Below are 26,592 nucleotides of genomic sequence, written 5' to 3' on the forward strand. Positions count from 1 at the left end.
ACGCCTGTGCTGATACACTGTCAACTCGACAACGAGGGTAAAAATGGAAAGCGTGAGCCAGAGGCGTTATGCGGCGGTGGCCAAGGACTTGATTGACAGGATTGGCAGCGGCCATTACCCGGTGGGGTCGTTGTTGCCGACGGAGTTCGAACTGTGTTCGCTGTATGCGGTGAGCCGGCACACGGTGCGCGCGGCCATCGACCAGTTGCAGGGGCAGGGCATGGTCTCGCGGCGCAAGCGCGTGGGCACGCGGGTCGAGGCGTCGTCACCCAAGGGCGGTTATTCCCAGGCGATGGCGTCGGTGGCCGACCTGGTGCAAGTGGCCGAAACCCACATTCGTGATATCCAGGGCGTGCGTGAATTCGTCGCCGACATCGCCCTGGCTCGCCGCCTGGGGCTGGAGCCGGGTGGGCACTACTTCTGCGTGTCGAGCATCAAGGTGGATGCCGGCGACGGCAATGCGCCGTTGTGCTGGACCGACGTGTACGCCGAACAGACCTTCGCCGAGGTGATCCCCGAGGCGCGCAAACACCCTGATGAATTGATCGCTGCGTTGATCGGCAAGGCGTTTGCGCGGCACATCGATGTGGTCGACCAGCAGGTGCGGCCGGTGCAACTGAGTACCGAACTGGCCGCCAGCCTGAAAGCCCAGAGCGGTGCACTGGGGCTGAACATCATCCGCCAGTACCGGGATGAAGCCGGTGAGGTGATTGCCGTGTCGGAAACGGTCTACCCGGCAGACCGTTTCACCCTGACCATGCAAATGAAGCGCGACAAGCTCTAGGCCACGTTGAAGAACGCCACCTTGGTGCTCAAGCGGTCCGCCAGCTCGGCCAGTTCCTGATTGGAGTTTTCCACCACTTCGGAGCCGGCCGCCGATTGCACGGTGGAGCTGTGGATGCGCGTGACGTTCTGCGCCACCTCTTCGGCTGCGGCGCTCTGCTGCACCGAGGCACTGGCGATCTGCGCGTTCATTGCGTTGATCGCGCCCACTTCCTGGCTGATCTTGCCCAATGCCACCTGAGAGTCGCGGGTCTGCGCCACGGTGACCTGGGCCAGGTCGCGACTGCGCTGCATGATGTCGGCGGCGTCCTGGGTGCCGCTTTGCAGCTTGCCGATCATGTCGCGGATTTCCTGGGTGGATTCCTGGGTGCGCGTGGCTAGGGAGCGCACCTCATCGGCCACCACCGCAAAGCCGCGCCCGTGCTCACCGGCCCGCGCTGCTTCGATTGCCGCGTTGAGGGCCAGCAGGTTGGTCTGGGCGGCGATGGCATTGATTACCTCGATCACGGTTTCGATGTTTTCGCTGTCGCTGGACACCTGGTTGACCCGGGTGGTGGCGTGCTCAAGGATCGTCGCCAACTCTTCGATGGCCACCGTCACTTCGCCCACCAGGCGGTGGCCGCTGTCCACTTCCGCGTCGGCCAGGATGGTGGCCTTCGACGCCGCCGAGGCGTAGCCCGAGACCTCGCTGACCGAGGCCGCCATTTGCGTGATGGCGGCGGCCACATGCTGGGCTTCGCTGGTTTGCAGGGTGATTTGCTGGCGGTTATCGCTGGCTACCGACAGCAGGGTGACCGAGGAGTGGCGCAGGGCCTGGGCGGCGGCGCGCACTTCGGTGATGGTGTCGCCCAGGCGCGCCAGGGCGTTTTTCAGGATGCCCATCACGCTGTCGGGGTAGCGGGTTTCGATGGGCTGGTTCAACTCGCCCTTGGCCAGGCGGCGAATCGCTTCGGCCACTTCCTCCGGCTCGGCGCCGAGGGTGGCCTTGATGTTGCGGATGATCAGCAGCGACACCAGCACGCTCAGGATGATTGCCACCGCGCTGGCCAGCACCATCAGCACGGCAAAGTTGCTGGCGGCCGATTGCACCGTGTCCAGGCGTTGTTTGATCTGGGCTTCCTCGAAGTCGATCAGCGAATTCACACGCTTGAGCCACTCGGTGTAATGGGCCGATGCTTGGGCCAGCAGCAGGTCCTGGGCGCCGGCGATGTCATTGCCGCGGCGCAGGGCAATCACCCGTTCGCTGGAGGCCAGGGCCTGGGTTTCGATGGCTTTGATATCGGCCAGCAGGCGGGCTTCTTCGGCGCTGGGGGCGGCGCTGGCGAACAGGCGGTCGAGCATCACGGCGGAATCCTGGTAGTCGCGCTTGAGCTGGTCGATCTCGGCCAGGTGGCGGTTAAGCGCCGGCTCATCCTTGACCAGCACCGCGTCGCGAATGGCGATGGCGCGGTTGTGCACGCTGCCCCGGAAGTTGATCGCGTAGCGCTGGACCACGGCGGCTTTTTCACCGACCTCCTTGAGGGTGCCGTCGATAAACCCCACTCGCTGGATACCGACGGCAGTGATCAGCACCAGCAACGACAGGGTGGACGCAAAGCCCAGTCCGATACGCATTGCCAACGAGACAGGTTTTTTCATGGAAAGCTCGATATTCAGGGGGCTAAGGAGTGATGGCTAAAAGCTATCTGTCTCGCGGAATCTAATCAGCCCTCGACGTTGCGTCCAATCACTAATTGCTGATCCTGACATTGAGCGAATTGATGGAATAAAACCGCACGCCCGGGTTTTATACGTCATCCAACGTATTCCCCGTTTTCCCTGGTCCCCTGAGACTGGATCGCACGCACCCGTCATCCGTCCAGGAGCCTGTCCATGACCGAAACGCTGATCAAAGTCGACCTCAACCAGCCTGTCACCGAAAACGAGCAGATTCACAACCGCTGGCACCCGGACATTCCGATGGCCTGCTGGGTCAAGCCGGGCGATGACTTCATCCTCGAAACCTACGACTGGACCGCCGGCGCCATCAAGAACAACGACGACGCCAGCGATGTGCGCGACGTGGACTTGTCCACCGTGCATTACCTGTCGGGCCCTGTAGGCGTGCACGGCGCCGAGCCGGGTGATTTGCTCGTGGTGGACCTGCTCGACATCGGCGCCAAGGCCGACTCCCAGTGGGGGTTCAACGGTTTCTTCTCGCGCCAGAACGGTGGCGGTTTTCTCACCGATCACTTCCCCAGCGCACAAAAAGCCATCTGGGATTTCAAGGGCATGTTCACCAGCTCCCGGCACATTCCGGGGGTGAACTTCGCTGGCCTCATCCACCCCGGCTTGATCGGCTGCCTGCCCGACCCGGTCATGCTCGCCGACTGGAACCGCCGCGAACAGGAACTGATCGACACCAACCCCACCCGCGTCCCGCCGCTGGCCAACGCACCCCTGGCCGCCACCGCGCACATGGGCAAGCTCAAGGGCCAGGCCCGTGACGATGCGGCTGCCACTGGCGCGCGTACCGTACCGCCACGCGAGCACGGTGGTAACTGCGACATCAAGGATTTGTCCCGGGGTTCGAAGATCTTCTTCCCGGTCTACGTCAAGGGCGCAGGGCTGTCGGTGGGCGACTTGCACTTCAGCCAGGGCGACGGCGAAATCACCTTTTGCGGTGCTATCGAAATGGCCGGCTGGGTGCACATGAAAGTCGAGTTGATCAAGGGCGGCATGGCCAAGTACGGGATCAAGAACCCGGTGTTCAAGCCGAGCCCGATCACGCCGAACTACAAGAACTACCTGATCTTCGAAGGCATCTCGGTGGACGAACAGGGCCAGCAGCACTACCTGGACGTCAATATCGCCTACCGCCAGGCGTGCCTGAATGCGATCAACTACCTGACCAAGTTCGGCTACTCGCCGGCCCAGGGCTATGCGCTGCTCGGCTCGGCGCCGGTACAAGGGCATATCAGCGGCGTGGTGGACATCCCCAATGCCTGCGCGACCTTGTGGTTGCCCACGGAAATCTTCGAGTTCGACATCAACCCCAACGCCAACGGCCCCACCCAATTCCTCGATGGCAGCATCGACCTGCCGATCGCCCCGGACCTGTAGCCATGCCGACCTACGAATACGCCTGTGCGGCGTGCGGCACCTTCACGATGTTGCGGCCTATCTCCCAGCGCAACGAACCGAGCAGGTGCCCCTATTGCGACGGGCCGGGCGGGCAGTTGCTGATTTGCGCGCCGGCGTTGCAAACGCTGTCGGGCAACCAGCGCAAGGCCATCGAAGGCAACGAGCGCAGCCGCCACGCGCCGCAAACCGTCGGCGAATACCAGGAAAGCCGCAAGCACCCGGCCGGTTGCAGTTGCTGTGGGACGAGCAAAAAGGTGCTGCCGAGCAAAGCCAACCCCTTGGGGCTCAAGACCAAGACCGGCCCACGGCCGTGGATGATCAGCCACTAGAACAGGAGCGTTGTTATGCGTCATGGCGACATTTCCAGCAGCCCGGACACCGTGGGTGTCGCGGTGGTGAACTACAAGATGCCGCGCCTGCACAGCAAGGCCGAGGTCATCGATAACGCGAAGAAGATTGCCGAGATCATTGTCGGCATGAAGCAGGGCCTGCCCGGCATGGACCTGGTGGTGTTCCCCGAGTACAGCACCATGGGCATCATGTACGACCACGATGAAATGATGGCCACCGCCGCAAGCATTCCCGGCGAGGAGACCGCGATTTTCTCGGCGGCCTGTCGCCAGGCGAACACCTGGGGCGTGTTTTCCCTGACCGGCGAGCGCCACGAAGAGCACCCGCACAAGGCGCCGTACAACACGCTGGTGCTGATCAACCACCTCGGCGAAATCGTACAGCGCTACCGCAAGTGCATTCCCTGGTGCCCCATCGAAGGCTGGTACCCGGGCGATCGCACCTATGTGTGCGAGGGGCCCAAAGGCATGAAGATCAGCCTGATCATTTGCGACGACGGCAATTACCCGGAGATCTGGCGCGATTGCGCAATGAAGGGCGCCGAACTGATCGTGCGTTGCCAGGGCTATATGTACCCGGCCAAGGAGCAGCAGGTGCAGATGTCCAAGAGCATGGCCTGGGCCAATAACTGCTATGTGGCGGTGGCGAACGCGGCGGGTTTCGATGGGGTGTATTCGTACTTCGGCCACTCGGCGATTATCGGTTTTGACGGGCGCACCTTGGGCGAATGCGGCGAGGAGGAGATGGGCATCCAGTACGCGCAATTGTCGGTGTCGCAGATCCGCGATGCGCGGGCCAATGACCAGTCGCAGAACCACCTGTTCAAGTTGCTGCACCGGGGCTACACCGGCATGCACGCCTCGGGCGATGGCGACAAGGGGGTGGCGGACTGCCCGTTCGAGTTCTACCGCACCTGGGTGCTGGATGCGCAGAAGGCCCAGGAGAATGTCGAGAACATCACCCGCAGCACCGTTGGTGTTGCCGAGTGCCCGGTGGGCCAACTGCCCCATGGCGGTAAAGCGCGGACGGCGGAGTAGGGCATGCGCTTTACGTTTGAGCCGGCCCGGGTGATGACGCTGCTGCGCAGCCGTATTGTCGGCCAGGACGCCGCGCTGGCGCAGGTCGAGGGCCTGCTCAAGGTGGTCAAGGCCGATATCGGTGAGCGCGAGCGGCCCTTGAGCGTCAACCTGTTCATGGGGCCGACCGGCGTGGGCAAGACCGAGATCGTGCGCCTGCTGGCCCAGGCGCTGCATGGCCGTGCCGATGGTTTTTGCCGCATCGACATGCACACCCTTGCGCAGGAGCATTACGCCGCCGCACTCACCGGCGCACCGCCGGGGTATGTGGGGAGCAAGGAAGGCATCAGCCTGTTCAACAGCGAATTGATCCAGGGCACCTACAGTTGCCCGGGCATCGTGTTGTTCGACGAGTTGGAGAAGGCCAGCCACGAGGTGGTGCGCAGCCTGCTGGGCATCCTGGAAAACGGCCAGCTGACCCTGGCCGGTGGCACGCGCACCCTGGACTTTCGCAATTGCCTGATCTTCATGACCAGCAACATCGGCGCACAACAGGCGCGCCGTCATCGCCAACGCTTCGCCTACGGCTGGCGCCGCGTGCTGCGGGTGTTTGCCCGGGACGAGGCGGCGGTGCTGGAAGACGCGTTGCACGGTCACTTCGAGCCGGAGTTTCTCAACCGTATCGACCGCATCCTGGTGTTCGAACCCATCGACGGCCAGTGGCTGGAGGCGCTGCTGGAAGTGGAGCTGGGCAAGCTCAACGGGCGCCTGGCGGCACACCAGCGCTGGCTGGAGGTGGATGAGCCCGCGCGGGCATGGTTGTGCCGCCAGCACGATGCACGTTTTGGCGCCAGGGCCTTGGGCAGGCGACTGCGGGTCGAGCTGCAGCCGGCCATCGCCGAATGCGTGTTGCACGATCCCGGCGTGCAAGGCATGCGGGCGACCCTGCGGGATGAGCAGTTGCACGTTTCACGTCAATAGGCTTGCGCGTTGCACAATTTTGGCTAATATAGCCCGGGTAAAACAAATAACACCCGGGTAATAAATCATGCCTACGCACAACCTTTCGCTCTGCACCGCCTTTGTCCATCACCAGCGCGTGGCGGCGGGCACCTATGCCGACGTTGCTCACAACCTTGCCCAATCCGCCTTGGCGCCTGGCAGCTTTCTGGTGTTTGATGACGCCACCGGCAGCCAGGTGGATTACCCCTGGCCAGCGGGGTATGCCCCTGCGCAACCGGCATCGGCCGAGGCGGATGACGAGCCTCCGGCAGCGCCATCGGTGGGTCGCCCGAAACTGGGGGTGGTGGCGCGGGAAGTCACCCTGCTGCCGCGCCATTGGGAATGGCTGGGCCAGCAACGTGGTGGCGCGTCGGCGGCGTTGCGTCGCTTGGTAGATGACGCTCGCACCGCCAGTGCTTCCCGTGATCAGATACGCCAGGCCAAGGAAGCCAGCTATCGTTTCATGAGTGCCATCGGCGGTGACTTGCCAGGCTTCGAGGAGGCTTCCCGCGCACTGTTTGCCCACGACGCTGCAGACTTTTCCCACAAGATCGCGCAGTGGCCGGCGGACGTGCAGACGTACCTGGCGTGGCTGTCGCGCAATGCTTTTCCCGTCTAACAATAATTCACGGACCTGAATCTTCATGGAAGTCACCCAGAAACGGCCGTTGTGGCAGATCTATTTGATCTTTCTGGCACCGATGGTGCTGTCCAACTTCCTGCAAAGTTTTTCCGGCACGCTCAACGGCATTTACGTCGGGCAAATGCTCGGCACCCAGGCACTGGCGGCGGTGTCGGGGATGTTTCCCATCGTGTTTTTCTTTATCGCCCTGGTGATTGGCCTGGGGGCGGGCGCGTCGGTGCTGATCGGCCAGGCGTGGGGCGCCCAGGAGACCGCGATGGTCAAGGTCATCACCGGCGCCACCCTGACCCTGGGCGCGCTGGTGGGGCTGATCGCGGCGGTGCTCGGCAGCTTGTTTGCACGCCCGGCATTACAAGCCTTGGGCACGCCGGTCGATGTGCTGGACGATGCGGTCGGCTATGCGCAGATGATGATGTTGATCATGCCGCTGCTGCTGGTGTTCATCCTCTACACCCAGCTGTTGCGCGGCGTGAGCGACACGATTTCGCCGTTGCTGGCGCTGATGGTGTCCACACTGGCCGGCCTGCTGCTGACCCCGGCACTGATTCGCGGCTGGATCGGCCTGCCACCCATGGGCATCCAGAGTGCGGTGTACGCGGGGCTGGTGGGGAACGCCTTGGCAATGCTGTTTTTGATCCTGCGCCTGCGCCATAAGAACCACGTGATGGCGCCGGACCGCGAATTGCTCGCCGCCTTGCGCCTGGACCGAGTGATCCTCGGCAAGGTCCTGCGTATCGGCTTGCCCACCGGCTTGCAGATGGTGGTGCTGTCGCTGTCGGAACTGGTCATCCTCGCCCTGGTCAACGGGCACGGCTCCCAAGCCACGGCGGCCTATGGCGCAGTGACGCAGATCGTCAACTACGTGCAGTTCCCGGCGCTGTCGATTGCCATCACCGCCTCGATTCTCGGCGCCCAGGCCATCGGTGCCGGGCGCCTGGAACGCATCGGGCCGATCCTGCGCACAGGGCTGATGATCAACACTTGCCTGACCGGTGGCCTGATCGTGCTCGGTTACCTGCTGTCGCACTGGTTGCTGGGCCTGTTTATCACCGACGACACGGCGCGCAGCAATGCCAAGCACCTGTTGCACATCATGTTGTGGAGCATCCTGGTGTTCGGTTTCCAGGCGGTGGTCGGCGGGATCATGCGCGCCAGTGGCGTGGTGCTGATGCCGGTGGCCATCTCGATCTTCTGTGTGCTGTGCGTCGAGTTGCCGATGGCGTACCTGTTCAACGCGCACTTTGGCCTGGAAGGGGTGTGGATGGCGTTTCCGGTGACCTACCTGGCGATGCTGGTGTTGCAGACCGCGTATTACCGGTTGGTGTGGCGGCACAAGCAGATCAAGCGGTTGGTGTGATTATTTGAAATGGGTATCGGCGACCGGCAGGATGCTTGCGACATGCCAGCCGTCCTTGCCTTTCAATAACGTCTGGCTGATCAGGAAAGTGTCCACCTGCGCGGGCTCGCCTGGGTGGCCTCGGGTAAAGGCGACCGGGACCATCAGTTGGGCAACCTCGTCGTTCACCATCACCACACTGAAGTGGCTCATGTTCGGCTGTAGTTGCCAGGTGCCCTTGTAGTATTCCTTGAGTTTGCTGACGACGGCATCCGGCCCCCAGCTGGCTTCACCACGGGCAAACCAGAGCATTTTTGGTGAATCCCACAGCATGGCCTTGATCTGCTTGAGGTCATGGGCATTCTGAGCCTCGACAAATCGAGTAAAGAACGCTCGGGTTTCGTCCTCTTGCGGGGTCGCGAATGCGGAGGTGAGGGTGAAGAGTGAAAACAGGGTGCCGAAGGCCAGTGCACAGCGTTTCATAAGGATTCCTCAGGGATGGTCGCTGAGGTCAAGCTTAGGCCAGCTCACATGCCGACAAAGGCCATTTAACCCTCGTTTCGGGACATTGCGCTTGCCTCGGCGGGGTTTCTAGCCGTGCGCCGAATCACCCGCGGTGGCTCGCCGAATTGGCGAACGAACGCCCGACGCATGCGTTCGCTGTCACCAAACCCGGTTTGGCGGGCGATGTTGTCGAGGGGGTGACGCCCATCCTGGATCAACACCACGGCCGCTTCGATCCGCAGCTTTTCCACAGCCTTGGCCGGTGAAAGCCCGGTTTGTGCATGAAACGCCCGGCTGAACTGGCGCAGGCTCAGGTGTGCGGCATCTGCCAGCTCGCTCAACGGCAGCGCGCGATGCAGGTTATTGCGCATATACGTCATGGCGGCCTGAATACGATCGGTCTTCTGCTCCATGTCCAGCAGCACTGAGCGTTGCGGCTGGCCTGCGACGCGGCGGCTCTGAAGAACGAAGGTTTTCGACACGGCGCGGGCGACTTCCGGCCCCAGGTCGGTTTCAACCATGGCCAATGCCTGATCAATGCCTGCGGTCATGCCCGCACTGGTCCAGATGGATCCGTCGATCACAAACAATCGCTCTTCTTCTAGTTGGACCTCTGGATAACGCGCGCGAAATTCGCCGGCAAAAAACCAGTGGGTGGTCGCCCGCATACCGTCGAGCAACCCCGCCTGCGCCAGAAAGAAAGTACCGGAGCAGGTGGCCGCGAGGCGGCGACTGTGCACGGCGGCGTGTCGCAGATAAGCCAGCAGTGGCGCGGTAAATTCGCGATCACTGCCGCCGCCGATGATCACCGTGTCGAACGCGGTGTCATCGAAGCCTTCGGTGTGCACCACTACACCCAGGGAGCTGCGTACCGGCCCGCCATTTTCGGAGAGCAGCCTGACATCGTAATGAGCCTTGCCCACGGCGCTGTTGGCACTCTCAAAGACAGACAACGCGGCGAAGCTCATGACGCCGAAACCGGGAAAGGTAATGAAACCGATGCGCTGCATGATGAGCTCCGGGAAAAGGGCAGGCGGGCAGTCTAAGTGTGCACGCGTTGTATGGATGTGCTTCCGGTTATTGTTTCAGCCCTCGCAAGAGCAGCTCCAGCCCTTGCAGGCCTTCTTCCAGTCGCAGGTTGGAGTGTTCGTCTGCGGCAATCCACAAGGCGGTGCTCACCAGGCTGCCATTGATCAGGCGCGCCAACGCCTGGCTGGCGGCCGGTACGATAATGTGCGCGCTCATCAGGCTCTCCAGTAAGGCGGCCAGGGACTCCACGCAGTGTTGCGAGTGGCTTGATTCGGTGACGCCCAGAACCGCAGGCGCATCCTGGAAAACAATCCGTTGTATTTCGGTATCTTGTGCCATACGCAGGTAAGTACGGCAACGTTCGCGGAACCCGTCCCATGGGTCGCTTGCCTGATCGGTGATGCATTGCAAGTGCGCATCCATCTCACCGTCGAGTTGGGCCACCACCGCCGCCAGCAAGCCCTTCTTGTCACCAAAGTGATGGTACAACGCACCCCGTGTCAGCCCGGCGCGCGCGGTAAAGTCGTCCATCGATGTATTGGCATAGCCCTGGCTGGCAAAGGCTTGGCGGGCGCTGGCGATCAGCCGGGCGCGGGTGTCCTCGATCATTTCGGCTCGGGCTCGGCTCATGGTTAAGTCTCGCTGAGGGTCAGTAATAGATTGACATACGTTACGTATGTTAATCATGATTTGTCACATACGCACCGTATGTATTTTGCCTTGGGCGCTTCAGATAGCAAGCTGCAAGGCACTGAGAATGAGGTTCAGCAGGATGGCAAACCCCTACGCCGAGTTATTCCAGGTGCCCGGCGCGCGTGCATTTGTGTTGGCCGGCATGCTGGCGCGCATGCCGGTGTCCATGACCGGTATCGGCCTGATCACCATGCTGTCGCAGGTGCATGGCGGCTATGGCCTGGCGGGGTCGGTGGCGGCCGTATTTGCCCTGGCTACGGCGTTTTGTGCGCCGCAGGTGTCGCGTCTGGTGGATCGCTACAGCCAGGGCCGGGTGCTACCGATCGCGGCACTGATCGGCGGCGGAGCGTTGTTGATGTTACTGCTGTGCACCCGATTGCAGGCGCCCAACTGGACCCTGTTCGTGTTCGCCGCCCTGGCCGGTTGCATGCCCAATATGTCCGCCATGGTGCGGGCACGCTGGACCGAGTTGTACCGCGGCCAACCCAAATTGCAGACCGCCTTTGCCCTGGAATCGGTGCTCGATGAGGTGTGCTTCATCATCGGCCCGCCGATCTCGGTGGGCCTGAGCGTGGTGCTGTTCCCCGAAGCCGGGCCGCTGGTAGCGGCGCTGCTGCTGGCGGTCGGGGTCACCACCTTTGTGCTGCAACGCGAAACCGAGCCTGCGGTGCACGAACACCACGAGCACCACGGCGGTTGGCTGATTGCTTCGCCCTCGGTGCTGATCCTGATGATCCTGCTGCTGGCCATGGGCGTGATTGTCGGCGTGGTGGATGTGGTCAGCGTGGCGTTTGCCCAGCACCAGGGCCAGCCTGCGGCGGCCAGCATCGTGTTGTCGGTGTACGCCATCGGTTCCTGCCTGGCCGGCCTGGCCTTTGGCACGCTCAAGCTCAAGGCACCGTTGCCACGTCAGTTCCTGTTGTGCGGCGTGGCCACGGCGTTGACCACCTTGCCCTTGCTGCTGGTGACCAATATTCCCGGGCTGGCCGTGGCGGTGTTTATCTCCGGGCTGTTCTTTGCCCCGACCCTGATCGTGTCCATGGCGTTGGTGGAGCGGGTGGTGCCGCCGAGCCGCCTCACCGAAGGCATGACCTGGCTGATCACCGGCCTGAGCATCGGCGTGGCCATCGGCGCTGCCAGCTCCGGGTGGATGATCGACCACTTCGGCGCCCCCAGCGGGTTCTGGGTGGCGCTGGCGGCCGGCGCGGTGGTGTTGGGGTCGGCGTTGCTGGGCTATCGGCGGTTGGGATAATCAGCCAATCGCCGGGGAAGCATCCGTGCGGTGGTGTTGTAGAAATTCGCTCAGCGCCTGGCGCGTCAAATCGTTCAGCGTCACTTTCTTGCGGCTTGCCTCCAGCGCTGCCGCCAGATGCAGGTCGTGGCCGACGCGCACGTTGAATGAGCCCTTGCAGGGTTTCTCCGGCGCTTGCCTGAGGGTCTGGCAGGTGGCGAGATAGTCGTCCACCGCTTCGCGAAAGGCCGCGTCCAGTTCGGCGACGGTCTTGCCCTCGTAGCTGACCAGTGCCTTGATGAACAGCACTTTGCCGAACAGGCAGTTGTCTTCGAGGCTGGCTTCGATGGAGCCGATGTAGCCTTGGTGTTTCAGTTGGTTGTTCACTGAATCAGTTCTCCTGATTTCAATTGTTCGATGATCTGGCGCCGAATGTAGTGTTTCACTTCGTTGCCGGGGTGGGGCCTGTGCAGCGTAATCATTGCACTGGGGCGCCGTTGTCGAATTTGACGCGGCTTCCAGCCCCTTCAATCTGTGTGTAGCCCAGCCGGCACAGCAGCGTGACCAGCTCCGGCCAGGTAAATCCCGTCTGCGGATTGAGCAGTTTGGCGAGCAATTTTTCATTTTTGGACACGGCGTTCCCTGCGTGTAACTAAATGTAGTTGCAAAAAGTGGTTTACGTCAATGCTAGCCCCGACTCATCTGTCGTGCCGAAATTGGTGTAACCCTTGATGACACGCCGCTGCGCGCCTCCCATCCCCCGCTAATTTTTCGCTGTCCGGTTCGTTTTATAGGGACGACGTGCCTTTGTGCTTCCTGCCTATTGCTCCGGACTCCAAGAAATGAATGCTGAAGACTCCTTGAAACTTGCTCGCCGGTTTATCGGGTTGCCCCTGGAAAAACGCCAACTGTTCCTGCAGGCCTTGCAGAAAGAGGGCGTGGATTTTTCCCGGTTCCCGATCCCGGCAGGGGTGGAGGCACAGGATCGCCAGGCGCTGTCCTACGCGCAGCAGCGCATGTGGTTTCTGTGGCAATTGGACCCGGCCAGCGGTGCCTACAACCTGCCGGGCGCGGTACGGCTCAAGGGTGCGCTGAACCTGGGCGCCATGGCGCAGGCGTTCGACAGCCTGGTGGCACGCCATGAAACCCTGCGCACGGTGTTCCAGCGCCAGGCCGATGAGCGCCTGTTGCAGGTGGCGATCGAGCCGAACGTGGCGATCGAGCAACTGGATGTGAGCACGCTGGCGCCCGCCGAGCGTGAGCAGGCTGTCGTTGAGGCCGCGACCCGTCAATCGCTGCTGCCCTTCGACCTGGAGCACGGCCCTCTGCTGCGCGTGCAGTTGCTCAAACTCGACGAACAAGAACACGTGCTGCTGCTGACCCTGCACCACATCGTCTCCGACGGTTGGTCGATGAACGTGCTGATCGACGAGTTCATCCGCTGCTACGACGCCCACGAACGCAACGAACAGCCACAATTGCCGGCGCTGCCGATCCAGTACAGCGACTACGCCCTGTGGCAGCGGCGCTGGCTGGAAGCGGGGGAGCAGGCGCGTCAACTGGACTACTGGCAGGCGCGCCTGGGGGATGAGCACCCGGTCCTGGAGCTACCCACAGACCGTTCGCGCCCGGCCATGCCGAGCTACCAGGGCACCCGCCATAACTTCGCCATCGACCCGGGCCTGGCGGCGCAGCTGCGCAGTTGTGCGCAAAAACACAACGTCACCTTGTTCATGCTGCTGCTCGGCGCGTTCAACGTGCTGCTGCATCGCTATACCGGGCAAGGCGATATCCGTGTCGGCGTGCCGATTGCCAACCGCAACCGCAGTGAAGTCGAAGGGCTGATCGGCTTTTTCGTCAACACCCAGGTGCTGCGCACCGAGTTGACCGGGCAGACCCGCGTCAGCGAATTGCTGCAAGGCATCAAGGAGCATGCACTGGGCGCCCAGGCCCACCAGGAGTTGCCGTTCGAACGTTTGGTGGAAGCGCTGAAGATTGAGCGCAGCCTCAGCCATACGCCGCTGTTCCAGGTGATGTACAACCATCAGCCGGTGGTGGCCGACATCAGCTCGGTGAGCACCGCGTCCGGCCTGGAATTGGCCCTGGTGGAATGGCAAAGCCGAACCACCCAGTTCGACCTGACCCTGGACACCTTTGAGAAGTCCGGCACGCTGCACGCTGCGCTGACCTACGCCAATGACCTGTTCGACGCGCCCACCATCGCACGCATGGCCGAGCACTGGACCCGCCTGTTGCACGCCATGGTCGCCGACGGTGAGCAACGCATCGGCGAATTGCCGATGGTGGCTGCCGACGAACAGCAGGTGCTGATCCACGACTGGAACCAGACCGCCGAGGCCTACCCGACCGAGCAGGGTATCCATCAACTGATCGAGGCCCAGGCGCAACGCACGCCGCACGCCCCGGCGCTGGTATTTGGCGCCACCACTTTGAGCTATGCCCAGCTCGACGCCCGCGCCAATCGACTGGCCCACGCCTTGCGCGAGCGGGGCGTTGGCCCGGATGGGCTGGTGGGTATCTGCATCGAGCGTTCCGTGGAAATGGTCGTGGGCCTGCTGGCGATTCTCAAGGCCGGTGGTGCCTATGTGCCGCTGGACCCGGAGTACCCCCAGGAGCGCCTGGCCTACATGATCGAAGACAGCGGCATCCAGCTGCTGCTCAGCCAGCAAAGCCTGCTGGCGCTGCTGCCGACCGAAGGGATTGACGTGATTGTGCTGGATCAGTCCGCGTCGTGGCTCGACGGTTACAGCAATGCATCACCCGCCGTCGCCCTCCATGCGCTGAACCTTGCCTACGTGATCTACACCTCCGGTTCCACTGGTAAGCCGAAGGGCGCCGGCAACAGCCATCGTGCGCTGGTCAACCGCCTGTGCTGGATGCAACAGGCGTATGGCCTGGATGCCAGTGACGCGGTGTTGCAAAAAACGCCGTTCAGTTTTGACGTGTCGGTGTGGGAGTTCTTCTGGCCGCTGATGACCGGCGCACGCCTGGTGGTCGCCGCTCCCGGTGAGCACCGTGAGCCGGCGCGGTTGATCGAAACCATTGGTCGCCACGGCATCACCACGTTGCACTTCGTGCCGTCGATGCTCCAGGCGTTTATTCATGAGCCGGGTGTGCAAGCCTGCACGAGCCTCAAGCGCATCGTGTGCAGCGGCGAAGCCCTGGCGCTGGATGCGCAACTGCAGGTGTTCGCCAAGTTGCCGGGTGCCAGTCTGTACAACCTGTATGGCCCGACCGAAGCCGCCATCGACGTGACCCATTGGACCTGCGTCGACGAAGGTGCCGACAGCGTGCCCATCGGCCGCCCGATCGCCAACCTCGCCACCTACGTGCTCGACGCTCAGCTCAACCCGGTGCCGGCTGGTGTGTCCGGCGAGCTGTACTTGGGCGGCGTCGGCCTTGCCCGTAGCTACCATCGTCGCCCGGGGCTGACCGCCGAGCGTTTTGTGCCCAGCCCCTTTGCCGACGGTGCGCGCCTGTACCGCACCGGCGACCGCGTGCGTCAGCGCGCCGACGGGGTGATCGAATACCTGGGCCGCCTCGATCATCAGGTCAAGCTGCGCGGCTTGCGGATTGAACTCGGCGAAATCGAGACGCGCCTGATGCAGCACCCGCATGTGCGCGAAGCCGTGGTGCTGGTGCAGGGTGGCAAGCAGTTGGTCGCGTACCTGGTACTCGAACACGAAGAACCTGCCGACCTCAAGGCGTGGCTGCTCGACAGCCTGCCGGAATACATGGTGCCGACCCACCTGGTGTACCTGGCCAAGCTGCCGGTTACCGCCAATGGCAAGCTCGATCGCAAGGCCCTGCCGGTGCCGGATGCTGCGCCGCAACAGGCTTATGAGGCGCCGCAAGAACCCTTGCAAATCGCCTTGGCGGCGATTTGGCAGGACGTGCTTGGCCTTGGGCAAGTCGGCCTGGACGACAACTTTTTCGAGCTGGGCGGCGACTCGATCATCTCGATCCAGGTGGTCAGCCGCGCCCGTCAGGTGGGCATTCGCCTCAGCCCGCGTGACCTGTTCCAGTACCAGAGCGTGCGCAGCCTGGCGCGGGTGGCGAGTGTCGAACAGGCCATCGTGATCGACCAGGGCCCGGTCTGCGGTGAGGTGATCCTCACGCCGGTGCAGCAGGCATTTTTCAGCGAGGCGATCCCGGCGCGGCATCACTGGAACCAGTCGTTGCTGCTGACCCCGCGCGAGGCACTCGACCCTGTGCGCCTGGAAGCGGCCCTGATCCAATTGATCAACCATCACGACGCCCTACGCTTGCGCTTTGTGGAGCAGTCTGACGGCTGGCAGCAAACCCACGGGGCTCCGGTCACCGCGTTCGGGTTGTGGCAGTCGCATGCGCACAACGATGTAGAGCTGGCCGCCTTGTGCGATGAAGCCCAGCGCAGCCTGGATCTGGCGCAAGGCCCGCTGATGCGTGCCGCCTTGGTCACCCAAGCCGATGGCGGTCAGCGCCTGTTGCTGGTGGTCCATCACCTGGCGGTCGACGGTGTGTCGTGGCGCATCCTCCTGGAGGACCTGCAACAGGCGTATCGCAACGTGGCACTGCCGGCCAAGACCAGCGCCTACCAGCACTGGGCGCAGCGGTTGCAGGCCCATGCGCAGACCCTCGACGCCCAGCTGCCTTACTGGCAGGCGCAGTCCATCGACGCCGATCTGCCATGCGACAACCCTCAAGGCGGCTTGCAGAATCGCCTGGGCACCAAGCTCGAAATCCGCCTCAACGCCGAAGACACCCGCCAACTGCTGCAAGATGCGCCGGCCGCCTATCGCACCCAGGTCAACGACCTGTTGTTGACGGCGCTGGCACGTGTCATCAGCCGTTGGAATGGCCAAGAGGCAGCGCTTATCCAGCTGGAAGGCCATGGCCGTGAAGACCTGTTCGACGACGTCGACCTGACCCGTACCGTCGGCTGGTTCACCAGCCTGTTCCCGGTGCGTTTGCAGGCCGAGGGCGAATTGTCGAGCGCGATCAAATCGATCAAGGAGCAACTGCGCGCGGTCCCCGACAAGGGGCTGGGCTATGGCCTGCTGCGCTACCTGGGCAACGCCGATGCCCGTGAGGCCCTGGCGGGCCTGACGGCTCCGCGTATCACCTTCAACTACCTGGGGCAGTTCGACCGTCAGTTCGATGACTCGGCGCTGTTCGTGCCGGCCGCTCAAGGCAGCGGCCAGGCCCAGGACGCCGAGGCGCCGTTGGCCAATTGGCTGACCGTAGAAGGGCAGGTGTACGGCGGTGAATTGGCACTGCAATGGGGCTTCAGCCTCGACATGTTCCACACCACGACCATCCAGCGCCTGGCCGATGATTACCGGGCAGAACTCAAGGCGCTGATTGAACATTGCTGCGCCACGCCGGCAGGGCAGGTGACGCCGTCGGACTTCCCGTTGGCACGCATCACCCAACCGCAATTGGACGCGCTGCCGGTGGCCGGGCCGGCCATTGCCGATCTCTACCCGTTATCGCCGATGCAGCAGGGCATGCTGTTCCACACCCTGTACCAGCCTGAAGCCCAGGCCTATATCAACCAGCTGCGCCTCGATATCGAGGGCCTCGACCTGCTGACCTTCGGTCGCGCCTGGCAGGCTGTGCTGGACCGCCACGACATCCTGCGCAGCAGTTTCCACTGGCTGGGCCTGGACAGCGCCCATCAGGTGATCCATCGCCAGGCCGACGTGCAGTTGCAGGTGATTGAAGACGCGGGCGCCGATCTCGACGCCCTGGCGCAGGCCGAGCGCGAGCGTGGCTTCGAACTGAGCAACGCGCCGCTGTTCCGCCTGATGCTGGTACGGGGTGCGGGCTCGGCCTGGCACCTGATCTTCACCAGCCACCACATCCTGATGGATGGCTGGAGCAACGCCCAACTGCTCGGTGAAGTGATTGCCCTGTATGCAGGCCAAGCGTTGCCCGCGCCGGTTGGTCAATTCCGCGATTACCTGGGCTGGTTGCAGCAGCAGGGTTCGGGCGAGGCGTTCTGGAAGACTGCCTTGGCACCGCTGCAAGCGCCCACGTTGCTGGCCGATGCCTTACGTGCGCCCGCTAACGGGGCAGGCGTGGCGGACTCTGTCGTGTCGCTCGGTGATGGGTTCACCCAGGCCCTCGGTGAATTCGCCCGTCAACACAAGGTGACGCTCAACACTGTGCTGCAAGGCGCGTGGAGCCTCTTGCTGCAACGCTACACCGGCCAGGATTGCGTGGCCTTCGGTGCCACCGTGGCGGGGCGCTCGGCGCCGCTGCCGGGTATCGAAGAGCAACTGGGCCTGTTCATCAACACCTTGCCGATCATCAGCGCCGCTTCGCCTGCATTGCCGGCCGCTACCTGGTTGGGCGAACTGCAAGCGCTGAACCTCAGCCTGCGTGACCATGAGCATGTGCCGCTCTACAACATCCAGGCCTGGGCCGGCCAGCAGGGCGGCGTGCTGTTCGACACCTTGCTGGTGTTTGAAAACTTCCCGGTCGCCGAAGCGCTGAAACAAGGTGCGCCGGCTGGCCTGACCTTCGGCCAGATGCACAACCATGAGCGCACCAACTACCCGCTGACCCTGGGCGTTGAGTTGGGTACCAGCCTGCGTCTGGAATTCAGCTACGACTGCACGCGCTTCAGCGCGCAGCAGGTCGCGCGCTTGAGTGCCAACCTGCAACACCTGTTGGCGCAACTGGTCGCCGATGCCTCGATTCCGCTCGGGCGTCTGCAACTGCTGGACGATCATGCGCAAGGCGCAGTCCTTGCCCTCAGCCAGGCGCCTGGTGCGGCTCAGCGCCCCGAGCGCGTGCACCAGCGTATTGCGGCCCAGGCCCAGGCCACGCCCGACGCGCTGGCCGTGCAGTGCGGCGAGTCGCGTTTGAGCTATGCCCAACTGAACGCACGGGCCAACCGCCTGGCCCATCGTCTGCAAGCACTCGGTGTTGGGCCCGGGCAGCGCGTGGGCCTGGCGTCGCGACGTGGCCCGCAGTTGATCGTCAGCCTGTTGGCCGTGCTCAAAAGCGGTGCGGCCTATGTGCCGCTGGACCCTAAATACCCCAACGAACGCTTGGCCTACATGCTGGCGGACAGCCGATTGGACCTGCTACTCAGCGAAAGCGGGCTGCTCGCCGACCTGGTGTTGCCACAAGGGCTCGAACGCGTGGAATTCACGGCGCTCGGTGGCGAGTTGACCGGCTTCCCGGCGACAGACCCGTCCAGCCACGCAAGCGCCGCCGATCTTGCCTACGTGATCTATACCTCCGGTTCCACCGGCCAGCCCAAAGGCGTGGCCATCGACCACGCCGCCCTCGGTCAATTCTGTGACAGCGCCGAGGCCTACAGCCGCTTGAGTGCCGAAGACCGCGTGCTGCAATTTGCGACCTTCAGCTTCGACGGCTTCGTCGAGCAATGCTACCCGCCACTGTGCGTGGGGGCCGCGCTGATCATGCGCGGCGATGAGCTTTGGGACGCCGGCCAGTTGGCCCGGGTCATCGTCGAGCAGGGCGTGACCCTGGCCGACCTGCCCGCCGCGTACTGGTACCTGTTGGCACAAGAGTGCCTGGCCGAGCCGCGTTCCCTGGGCAATCTGCGCCAAGTGCATGTGGGCGGCGAAGCGATGTCGGTAGAAGGCCTGCGCAACTGGCACACGGCGGGCCTGGGCGCGGTTCGCCTGGTCAATACCTACGGCCCGACTGAGGCCACCGTGGTGTCCAGCGTGCACGATTGCCAACTGGCTGATGCCAGCGATGCCTTCGGCGTGCCGATTGGCCGCGCGATTGCCGGGCGTTCACTGTATGTGCTCGACAGCGGTTTCGAACTGCTGGCCACCGACGGCGTCGGTGAGCTGTGCATTGGCGCCGAAGCGGGCCTGGCCCAGAGTTATTTCGACCGCCCGGCGTTGACCGCCGAACGCTTCCTGCCGGACCCGTTTTCCAGCGTACCCGGTGCGCGGCTCTACCGCAGCGGCGACCTGGCCCGTTACAACGAGGTGGGGGCGTTGGAGTACGTCGGGCGTATCGACCATCAGGTGAAGATCCGTGGTCTGCGCATCGAAATGGGCGAAATCGAAGCCGCCCTGCAAGCCTTGTCCCAAGTGCGTGAAGCCGCGGTCATCGCGCAACCGAGTGCCACTGGCGCACAACTGGTGGCGTACGTGGTGCCCACCTCAGGCTGCGCGGTGGAAGCTCAAGTCCTGGCGGCGGCCTTGCGCCAGTCCCTGCCGGATTACATGGTGCCGGCCCATTGGATGGTGCTCGACGCATTGCCGCTGAACAACAACGGCAAGCTCGACCGTCGTGCGCTGCCAGCGCCGGACATGAACGTCGGCCCGCAGGCGTACGTGGCGCCGCAGAGCCCGCTGCAAGTGCAATTGGCGGCCATCTGGCAAGCGGTGTTGCAGGTCGAGCGGGTCGGGCTTGAAGATCACTTCTTCGAGCGCGGCGGCCATTCGTTGTTGGCCACCCAAGTGGTTTCCCGGGTGCGCCACACGCTCAAGCTGGAAGTGCCGCTGCGTGCGTTGTTCGAACAGCCGACGTTGCAGGCGTTCGCCGCGGCCTGCGCAGGGTTGCAAGCCGACACGGCACCGCCGTTGGTGGTCGTGGAGCGTGATCAGCCGCTGGCACTGTCCTTCGCCCAGGAGCGCCAATGGTTCCTGTGGCAGCTGGATCCCGCCAGCGCGGCCTACCATGTGCCCACCGCCTTGCACGTGCGTGGCCCACTGGACACCGCCGCCTTGGCGCACTCGCTTGAGGCCCTGATCCAGCGCCACGAACCCCTGCGCACCACCTTTGTGGAGCAGGGCGAGCAGACGCTGCAGGTGATTCACCCGAGCCTGCCGGTGCTGATCGAGCACCAACAGGTCGAGGCTTCGGCCATCGAACACGCCGTGTCAGAAGAAATCCTGCGCCCATTCGACCTGCGCAGCGGCCCGCTGATGCGCGTCAAGCTGTTGGAGGTCGAATCGGATCACCATGTGCTGGTCATCACCCAGCACCACATCATCTCTGATGGCTGGTCGCTGCAGGTGATGGTCGATGAGTGGATGACGCTCTATCAGGGCCGCGCTCAACTGCCCGCGCTGCCGATCCAATACGCCGACTATGCACAATGGCAACGCGACTGGATGGCGGCCGGAGAGAAGCAACGCCAGCTCGATTACTGGCGCGCGCGCCTGGGCAGCGAACATGCCGTGCTCGAACTGCCGCTGGACCACCCGCGCCCGGCCGTGCAAAGCCAGCGTGGCGCCCGCCGCAAAATCCACCTCGACGCCACGCTGGTGGCCAGCCTCAAGGCCCTGGCCCAGCGCCAGGACGTGACCTTGTTCGTGCTGCTGCTGGCATCGTTCCAGACCGTGCTGCACCGCTACAGTGGCCAGTCCGAGATCCGTGTGGGAGTGCCGATTGCCAACCGCAACCGTCTGGAAACCGAACGCCTGATCGGCTTCTTCGTCAACACCCAGGTGCTGCAAGCCGATGTGCACGGGCAAATGACCTTCGAGCAGTTGCTTGGCCAGATCAAGCAGCGAGCCCTGGAAGCCCAGGCCCATCAGGACCTGCCCTTTGAACAATTGGTAGAGGCCCTGCAACCGGAACGCAGCCTGAGCCACAACCCGTTGTTCCAGGTGATGTTCAACCACCAGGACAACCTGCGCACAGCCCCGCTGGCGTTGCCCGGCCTGCACCTGCAACCGGTGGATTGGGCCGGTCACACCACCCAGTTCGACCTGAACCTGGAAACCGAAGAGTCGGCCGATGGTCTCTGGGCTTCGCTGACCTACGCCACCGACCTGTTCGAGACGGCGACCGCACAGCGTCTGGCCGAGCATTGGCAAAACCTGTTGCGCGCCGTGGTACAGGATGCCGCCCAGGCCCTGGACGAATTGCCGATGCTCAGTGCAGGGCAATGGCAACAAGTGGTACACGACTGGAACAACAGCCCTGTGGAGTTCCCGAGCGAACGCTGTGTCCATGAACTGTTCGAAGCGCGAGCGCTTGCCCACCCGGATGCGATCGCGCTGCATTTTGAGGGTGAACACCTCAGCTACGCCGAGCTCAACAGGCGCGCCAACCGCCTGGCCCATCGCTTGATCGCGGCGGGCGTGGGGCCGGATGTGCTGGTGGCCGTGCACGTCGAGCGTTCGTTGGAGATGGTGGTGGGGTTGCTGGCGACCCTCAAGGCCGGTGGCGCCTATGTGCCGCTGGACCCGCAGTTCCCGGCGGAGCGACTGGCCTTCATGCTCGACGACAGCCGCGCCCGTGTGCTGTTGACCCAGCCGCACCTGATCGGTCGGCTGGCCCAGCCCGAAGGCTTGCAGGTGCTGCTGGTCAACGATGCCGAAGGTGACGCGCACAACCCGCAGGTTGCGGTCACGCCGCAACACCTGGCCTACGTCATTTACACCTCCGGCTCCACCGGCCAGCCCAAGGGCGTGATGGTGCGGCACGAGGCACTGTGCAGCTTTACCCACGGCATGGCGCAGACCCTGCACATCGGCGCCGAGGCGCGGGTGTTGTCACTGACCACCTTCTCGTTCGACATCTTTGCCCTGGAGCTTTACGTACCGCTGAGCGTTGGCGCCACCGTGCTGTTGAGCGGCCAGGCGATGGCGCTGGACCCGGATGCCATTCTTGATCGGGTCCAGGCTCAATCCGCCAGTGTGCTGCAAGCCACGCCATCGACCTGGCGCATGCTGCTCGACAGCCCACGGGTGTCGTTGCTGCGCGGTATCCAATGCCTGTGTGGCGGCGAGGCACTGCCGGCCGACCTGGCCCAGCGCCTGCTCGACCTGCAAGGCCCGGTGTGGAACCTCTATGGGCCGACCGAAACCACCATCTGGTCGGCGGCGCACCGTTTGCTGGAGGCCCAGCCTTTTGTCGGGCGGCCGATCGCCAACACGTCGTTGTTTATCCTCAATGCCGGCCTCACGCCCTGCCCGCAGGGCGCGGCGGGGGAGCTGTTGATCGGCGGTGTCGGCCTGGCCCGTGGTTACCACGCACGGCCGGCGCTCACCGCCGAACGTTTTGTGCCCAACCCATTCGGTGCGCCGGGCGAACGCTTGTACCGCACCGGTGATCTGGCCCGTTACCGCGCCGACGGCGTGGTGGAGTACATCGGTCGGGTCGACCATCAGGTTAAGGTGCGCGGTTTCCGCATCGAACTGGGTGAAATCGAAGCCTGCCTGCGTGAACAGCCGGGCGTGCGCGAGGCTGTGGTACTGGCCGATAACGATCATCTGATCGCCTATCTGGTTACCGCCACCCCCGAGGAGCCGCACGCGTACAAGGCCGCCTTGCGCGAGCGCCTGCCGGACTACATGGTGCCGGCGCACTGGGTCTTTCTCGACAGCTTGCCCCTGACCCCCAACGGCAAGCTCGACCGCAAGGCCTTGCCCAAGGCGGATGCAACCGTGTTGCTCAAAGGCTATGTGGCGCCTGTGACCCTGCGTGAGCAGCAGGTCGCAGCGATCTGGGCCGAGGTGCTGGACGTACCGCAAGTGGGGCTCGATGACCACTTCTTCGAACTGGGCGGTCACTCATTGCTGGCCACCCGGGTGATCTCGCGGGTACGCCAGGCGCTTGCGCTGGACGTTGCCCTCAAGGCCCTGTTCGAACACCCGGCGCTCGGCGATTTCGTGGCGGCCCTGGGCGAGGAGGACGCACAGGTGCCGGCGATATGCCAGGCCGACCGTCTGCAACCGTTGCCCCTGTCCTATGCCCAGGAGCGTCAATGGTTCCTCTGGCAACTGGATCCCGACAGCGCGGCGTACCACATCCCCAGCGCGCTACGCTTGCAAGGCGCGCTTGACCTGGCGGCGTTGCAACGCAGCTTCGACACCTTGCTGGCGCGCCATGAAAGCCTGCGCACCCACCTGCGCCAAACGGCTGCGGGTACCGTGCAGGTCATTGAAGACTCGGGCCTGATTGACGTCGAGCGCGCCGACTGTGAGTTCGCCGACCTCAAGGCGCGGGTGGCCTATGAGGTGGCCCGCCCGTTCGACCTGCTGCGCGGGCCGCTGCTGCGGGCCAAGTTGCTGCGCCTGGCCGAAGACGAGCATGTGCTGGTGCTGGTGCAGCACCACATCGTCTCGGACGGCTGGTCGATGCAACTGATGGTCGAAGAGTTGGTGCAGCTGTATGCCGCCTTCAGCACAGGCGAAATGCCCGACCTGCCGGCGTTGCCGATCCAGTACGCCGACTATGCCGTGTGGCAGCGCAACTGGATGGAAGCCGGTGAGAAAGCCCGTCAACTGGCCTACTGGCGTGAGCAGCTAGGGGGGCAGCAACCAGTACTGGAGTTGCCGTTCGACCACCTGCGCCCGGCGCTGCCAAGCCATCGCGGCGCACGCCATGGCATCGAGTTGGCACCTGAACTGCTGGCCGGTTTGCGCAACCTGGCGCAGGCCGCTGGCGTGACGTTGCCGATGGTCTTGCTGGCGTCCTACCAGGCATTGCTGCACCGCTACAGTGGCCAGGAAGACGTGCGTGTTGGCGTACCGATCGCCAACCGCAACCGCCTTGAGACTGAAGGGCTGATTGGTTTCTTCGTCAATACCCAGGTGCTCAAGGCTGATATCCATGGGCAGATGAGTGTGCAGCAGTTGCTCGACCAGGTGCGCCAGCGTTCCCTGGATGCCCAGGCCCATCAGGACCTGCCGTTCGAGCAACTGGTGGAAGCCCTGCAACCGGAGCGCAGCCTGAGCCTGAGCCCGCTGTTCCAAGTGCTGTTCAACCACCGCATGACGTCTGCCGACAGCCATCTGCAACGCCTCACCGACCTGCATGTGGAAGTCTTGAGCTGGGATGAAGGTGTCGCCCAGTTCGACCTGGCGCTGGATGTGGAGGAAAGCCACACGGCGTTGCGCGCTTCCTTGAGTTACGCCACCGACCTGTTTGCCCCCGCCACCATCGAGCGCATGGCCGGGCATTGGCAGAACCTGCTGCAGGCGATGGTTACCGATCAGCAGCAGAGCATCAGCCACTTGAACCTGCTGGGCCAGGACGAGCAGCAGCACATCCTGCAATTGTGGAACTGCACTGATGCAGGCTTCTCGGCCCAGCGCCTGGTGCACGAGTTGGTCGCCGACCGCGCCCGGGAAAACCCGCAGGCGGTGGCAGTGAAGTTCGATACACAAACACTGAGCTACGCTGAACTCAACCGCCAGGCCAACCGTTTGGCCCATGCCCTGATTGCCCGGGGCGTCGGTCCGGAAGTGCGGGTGGCCATCGCCATGCCGCGCAGCGCCGAGATCATGGTGGCGTTCCTTGCGGTCATGAAGGCGGGCGGTGTGTACGTGCCGCTGGACATCGAGTACCCGCGTGATCGCCTGCTGTACATGATGCAAGACAGTCGCGCCCAGCTGCTGTTGAGCCACACCCGCGGCTTGCAGCAACTGCCGATTCCCGAAGGCCTGGAGACCCTGGCGATTGATCGCACCGAAGATTGGGCGGGTTACAGCGATGCGGCGCCGGAGGTTGCACTGGACGGCGACAACCTCGCCTACGTGATCTACACCTCCGGTTCCACCGGCATGCCTAAAGGCGTGGCGGTGTCCCACGGCCCGTTGGTGGCGCACATCATCGCCACTGGCGAACGTTATGAAACGTCGCCGGCCGACTGTGAACTGCACTTCATGTCGTTCGCCTTCGACGGCTCCCACGAGGGCTGGATGCACCCGTTGATCAACGGCGCCAGCGTGTTGATCCGTGACGACAGCCTGTGGCTGCCCGAGTACACCTACCAGCAGATGCACCGGCACAACGTCACCATGGCGGTGTTCCCGCCTGTGTACCTGCAGCAATTGGCCGAACACGCCGAGCGCGACGGCAACCCACCGGCGGTGCGCGTGTATTGCTTCGGCGGCGATGCGGTGGCCCAGGCCAGCTACGACCTGGCCTGGCGCGCACTGCGCCCGACCTACCTGTTCAACGGCTACGGCCCGACGGAAACCGTGGTCACGCCATTGCTGTGGAAGGCGCGCAGAGGCGACCCATGCGGCGCGGTGTATGCGCCGATCGGCACCTTGCTCGGCAATCGCAGTGGCTACGTGCTGGACAGTCAACTGAACCTGCAACCCATCGGCGTGGCTGGCGAGTTGTACCTGGGCGGTGAAGGTGTCGCGCGGGGTTACCTGGAGCGTCCGGCGTTGACCGCCGAGCGTTTTGTCCCAGACCCGTTCGGCAAACCCGGCAGCCGCGTGTACCGCAGCGGCGACCTGACCCGTGGCCGTCCCGATGGGGTGGTGGATTACCTGGGGCGTGTTGACCATCAGGTGAAAATCCGTGGTTTCCGCATCGAGCTGGGCGAAATCGAAGCGCGCCTGCGCGAACAGGACAGCGTCGGCGAAACCGTGGTGGTGGCCCAGGAAGGCCCGACCGGCAAGCAACTGGTGGCCTATGTGGTGCCGGCAGACGCCAACCTGGCCAACGAAGGCGAGTTCCGCGATGCACTGCGCCGCGCCCTGAAAGCCAGCCTGCCGGACTACATGGTGCCCGCGCACTTCATGTTCCTGGCCCAGATGCCATTGACGCCCAACGGCAAGCTGGACCGCAAAGGCCTTCCCGAGCCGGACGCGAGCCTGATGCAGCAACAGTACGTGGCCCCGGAAACCGAGCTGGAGCAACAGATCGCTGCGATCTGGGCGGATGTGCTGCGCCTGCCGCAAGTGGGCCTGAACGACAACTTCTTCGAAGTCGGCGGCCATTCCCTGTTGGCGATCCAGATCACGTCGCGGGTCCAGGCCGAACTGGGCCTGGAGGTGCCGCTGATGGAACTGTTCCAGACCGAATCGCTGCGCGCCTATGTACAGGCCGCAGCCACCTTCCGCGCCGGCAGCGCGGAAGATTTTGATGATCTTCGTGACTTTTTGAGCGAACTAGAGGCGATTTGAAC

The 26,592-nt window shown here is 63.7% G+C and carries 14 protein-coding genes and 1 pseudogene; 9 read left to right on the forward strand and 6 right to left on the reverse strand.

The window, feature by feature from the left end; all coding sequences use genetic code 11:
* The first annotated feature begins 52 nt into the window (after positions 1–52).
* Entirely contained in the window at positions 53–784 is a 732-nt protein-coding gene (locus tag ACVWVP_RS29005; protein ID WP_178919789.1) for a GntR family transcriptional regulator, read from the forward strand.
* Here the strand turns inward: ACVWVP_RS29005 and ACVWVP_RS29010 are convergent.
* Positions 781–2,421 (reverse strand): methyl-accepting chemotaxis protein, encoded by a 1,641-nt coding sequence (locus ACVWVP_RS29010; protein ID WP_457409463.1) that lies wholly within the window; start codon positions 2,419–2,421, stop codon positions 781–783. The two genes, ACVWVP_RS29005 and ACVWVP_RS29010, sit on opposite strands and share 4 nt — an antisense overlap.
* A 234-nt stretch (positions 2,422–2,655) precedes the next feature.
* Between ACVWVP_RS29010 and fmdA the strand changes: the two genes are divergently transcribed.
* The 6 genes from fmdA to ACVWVP_RS29040 all read left to right on the forward strand — a co-directional run bounded on the left by fmdA (position 2,656) and on the right by ACVWVP_RS29040 (position 8,275).
* A complete protein-coding gene (gene fmdA / locus ACVWVP_RS29015) occupies positions 2,656–3,885 on the forward strand; it encodes a formamidase (RefSeq protein WP_178919769.1) in 1,230 nt (409 codons plus the stop codon).
* Positions 3,886–3,887: 2 nt separating this feature from the next.
* A complete protein-coding gene (locus ACVWVP_RS29020; protein ID WP_178919770.1) occupies positions 3,888–4,235 on the forward strand; it encodes an FmdB family zinc ribbon protein in 348 nt (115 codons plus the stop codon).
* A 15-nt stretch (positions 4,236–4,250) separates the two neighbouring features.
* A complete protein-coding gene (locus ACVWVP_RS29025) occupies positions 4,251–5,294 on the forward strand; it encodes an aliphatic amidase (RefSeq protein WP_178919771.1) in 1,044 nt (347 codons plus the stop codon).
* 3 nt (positions 5,295–5,297) lie between these two features.
* On the forward strand, positions 5,298–6,254 hold the full coding sequence (locus ACVWVP_RS29030; RefSeq protein ID WP_457409467.1) for an AAA family ATPase: 957 nt from the start codon (positions 5,298–5,300) through the stop codon (positions 6,252–6,254).
* Between the two features lie 67 nt (positions 6,255–6,321).
* Positions 6,322–6,894 carry a DUF2239 family protein gene (locus tag ACVWVP_RS29035; protein WP_259175714.1) on the forward strand — a complete coding sequence of 191 codons (573 nt, stop codon included), beginning with the start codon at positions 6,322–6,324 and terminating at the stop codon, positions 6,892–6,894.
* Between the two features lie 25 nt (positions 6,895–6,919).
* Positions 6,920–8,275, forward strand: a complete 1,356-nt coding sequence (locus tag ACVWVP_RS29040; protein ID WP_457409469.1) for an MATE family efflux transporter — start codon at positions 6,920–6,922, stop codon at positions 8,273–8,275.
* On the opposite strand, the gene ACVWVP_RS29045 is transcribed toward ACVWVP_RS29040, so the two are convergent.
* From ACVWVP_RS29045 to ACVWVP_RS29055, 3 genes are all read right to left on the reverse strand, one after another.
* Complete coding sequence (locus ACVWVP_RS29045) at positions 8,276–8,737, reverse strand: Cif family virulence factor (protein ID WP_178919775.1); 462 nt, start codon at positions 8,735–8,737, stop codon at positions 8,276–8,278.
* Positions 8,738–8,802: 65 nt separating this feature from the next.
* Positions 8,803–9,768, reverse strand: coding sequence for a GlxA family transcriptional regulator (locus tag ACVWVP_RS29050; protein WP_457409472.1), 966 nt, complete (start codon positions 9,766–9,768; stop codon positions 8,803–8,805).
* Between the two features lie 67 nt (positions 9,769–9,835).
* Positions 9,836–10,417 (reverse strand): TetR/AcrR family transcriptional regulator, encoded by a 582-nt coding sequence (locus ACVWVP_RS29055; protein ID WP_457409473.1) that lies wholly within the window; start codon positions 10,415–10,417, stop codon positions 9,836–9,838.
* Between the two features lie 142 nt (positions 10,418–10,559).
* Between ACVWVP_RS29055 and ACVWVP_RS29060 the strand changes: the two genes are divergently transcribed.
* Positions 10,560–11,732 carry an MFS transporter gene (locus ACVWVP_RS29060; RefSeq protein WP_457409475.1) on the forward strand — a complete coding sequence of 391 codons (1,173 nt, stop codon included), beginning with the start codon at positions 10,560–10,562 and terminating at the stop codon, positions 11,730–11,732.
* Here the strand turns inward: ACVWVP_RS29060 and ACVWVP_RS29065 are convergent, their stop codons facing one another.
* A complete protein-coding gene (locus ACVWVP_RS29065) occupies positions 11,733–12,098 on the reverse strand; it encodes a type II toxin-antitoxin system HicB family antitoxin (RefSeq protein WP_457409477.1) in 366 nt (121 codons plus the stop codon).
* A pseudogene (locus ACVWVP_RS29070) lies at positions 12,095–12,345 on the reverse strand (type II toxin-antitoxin system HicA family toxin). The gene ACVWVP_RS29065 and the pseudogene ACVWVP_RS29070 overlap by 4 nt, the downstream one beginning before the upstream one ends.
* A gap of 208 nt (positions 12,346–12,553) precedes the next feature.
* Between ACVWVP_RS29070 and ACVWVP_RS29075 the strand changes: the two are divergent.
* Positions 12,554–26,590, forward strand: coding sequence for a non-ribosomal peptide synthase/polyketide synthase (locus tag ACVWVP_RS29075; protein ID WP_457409479.1), 14,037 nt, complete (start codon positions 12,554–12,556; stop codon positions 26,588–26,590).
* Positions 26,591–26,592: the final 2 nt, after the last annotated feature.

The sequence above is a fragment of the Pseudomonas sp. TE24901 genome (assembly GCF_054058375.1).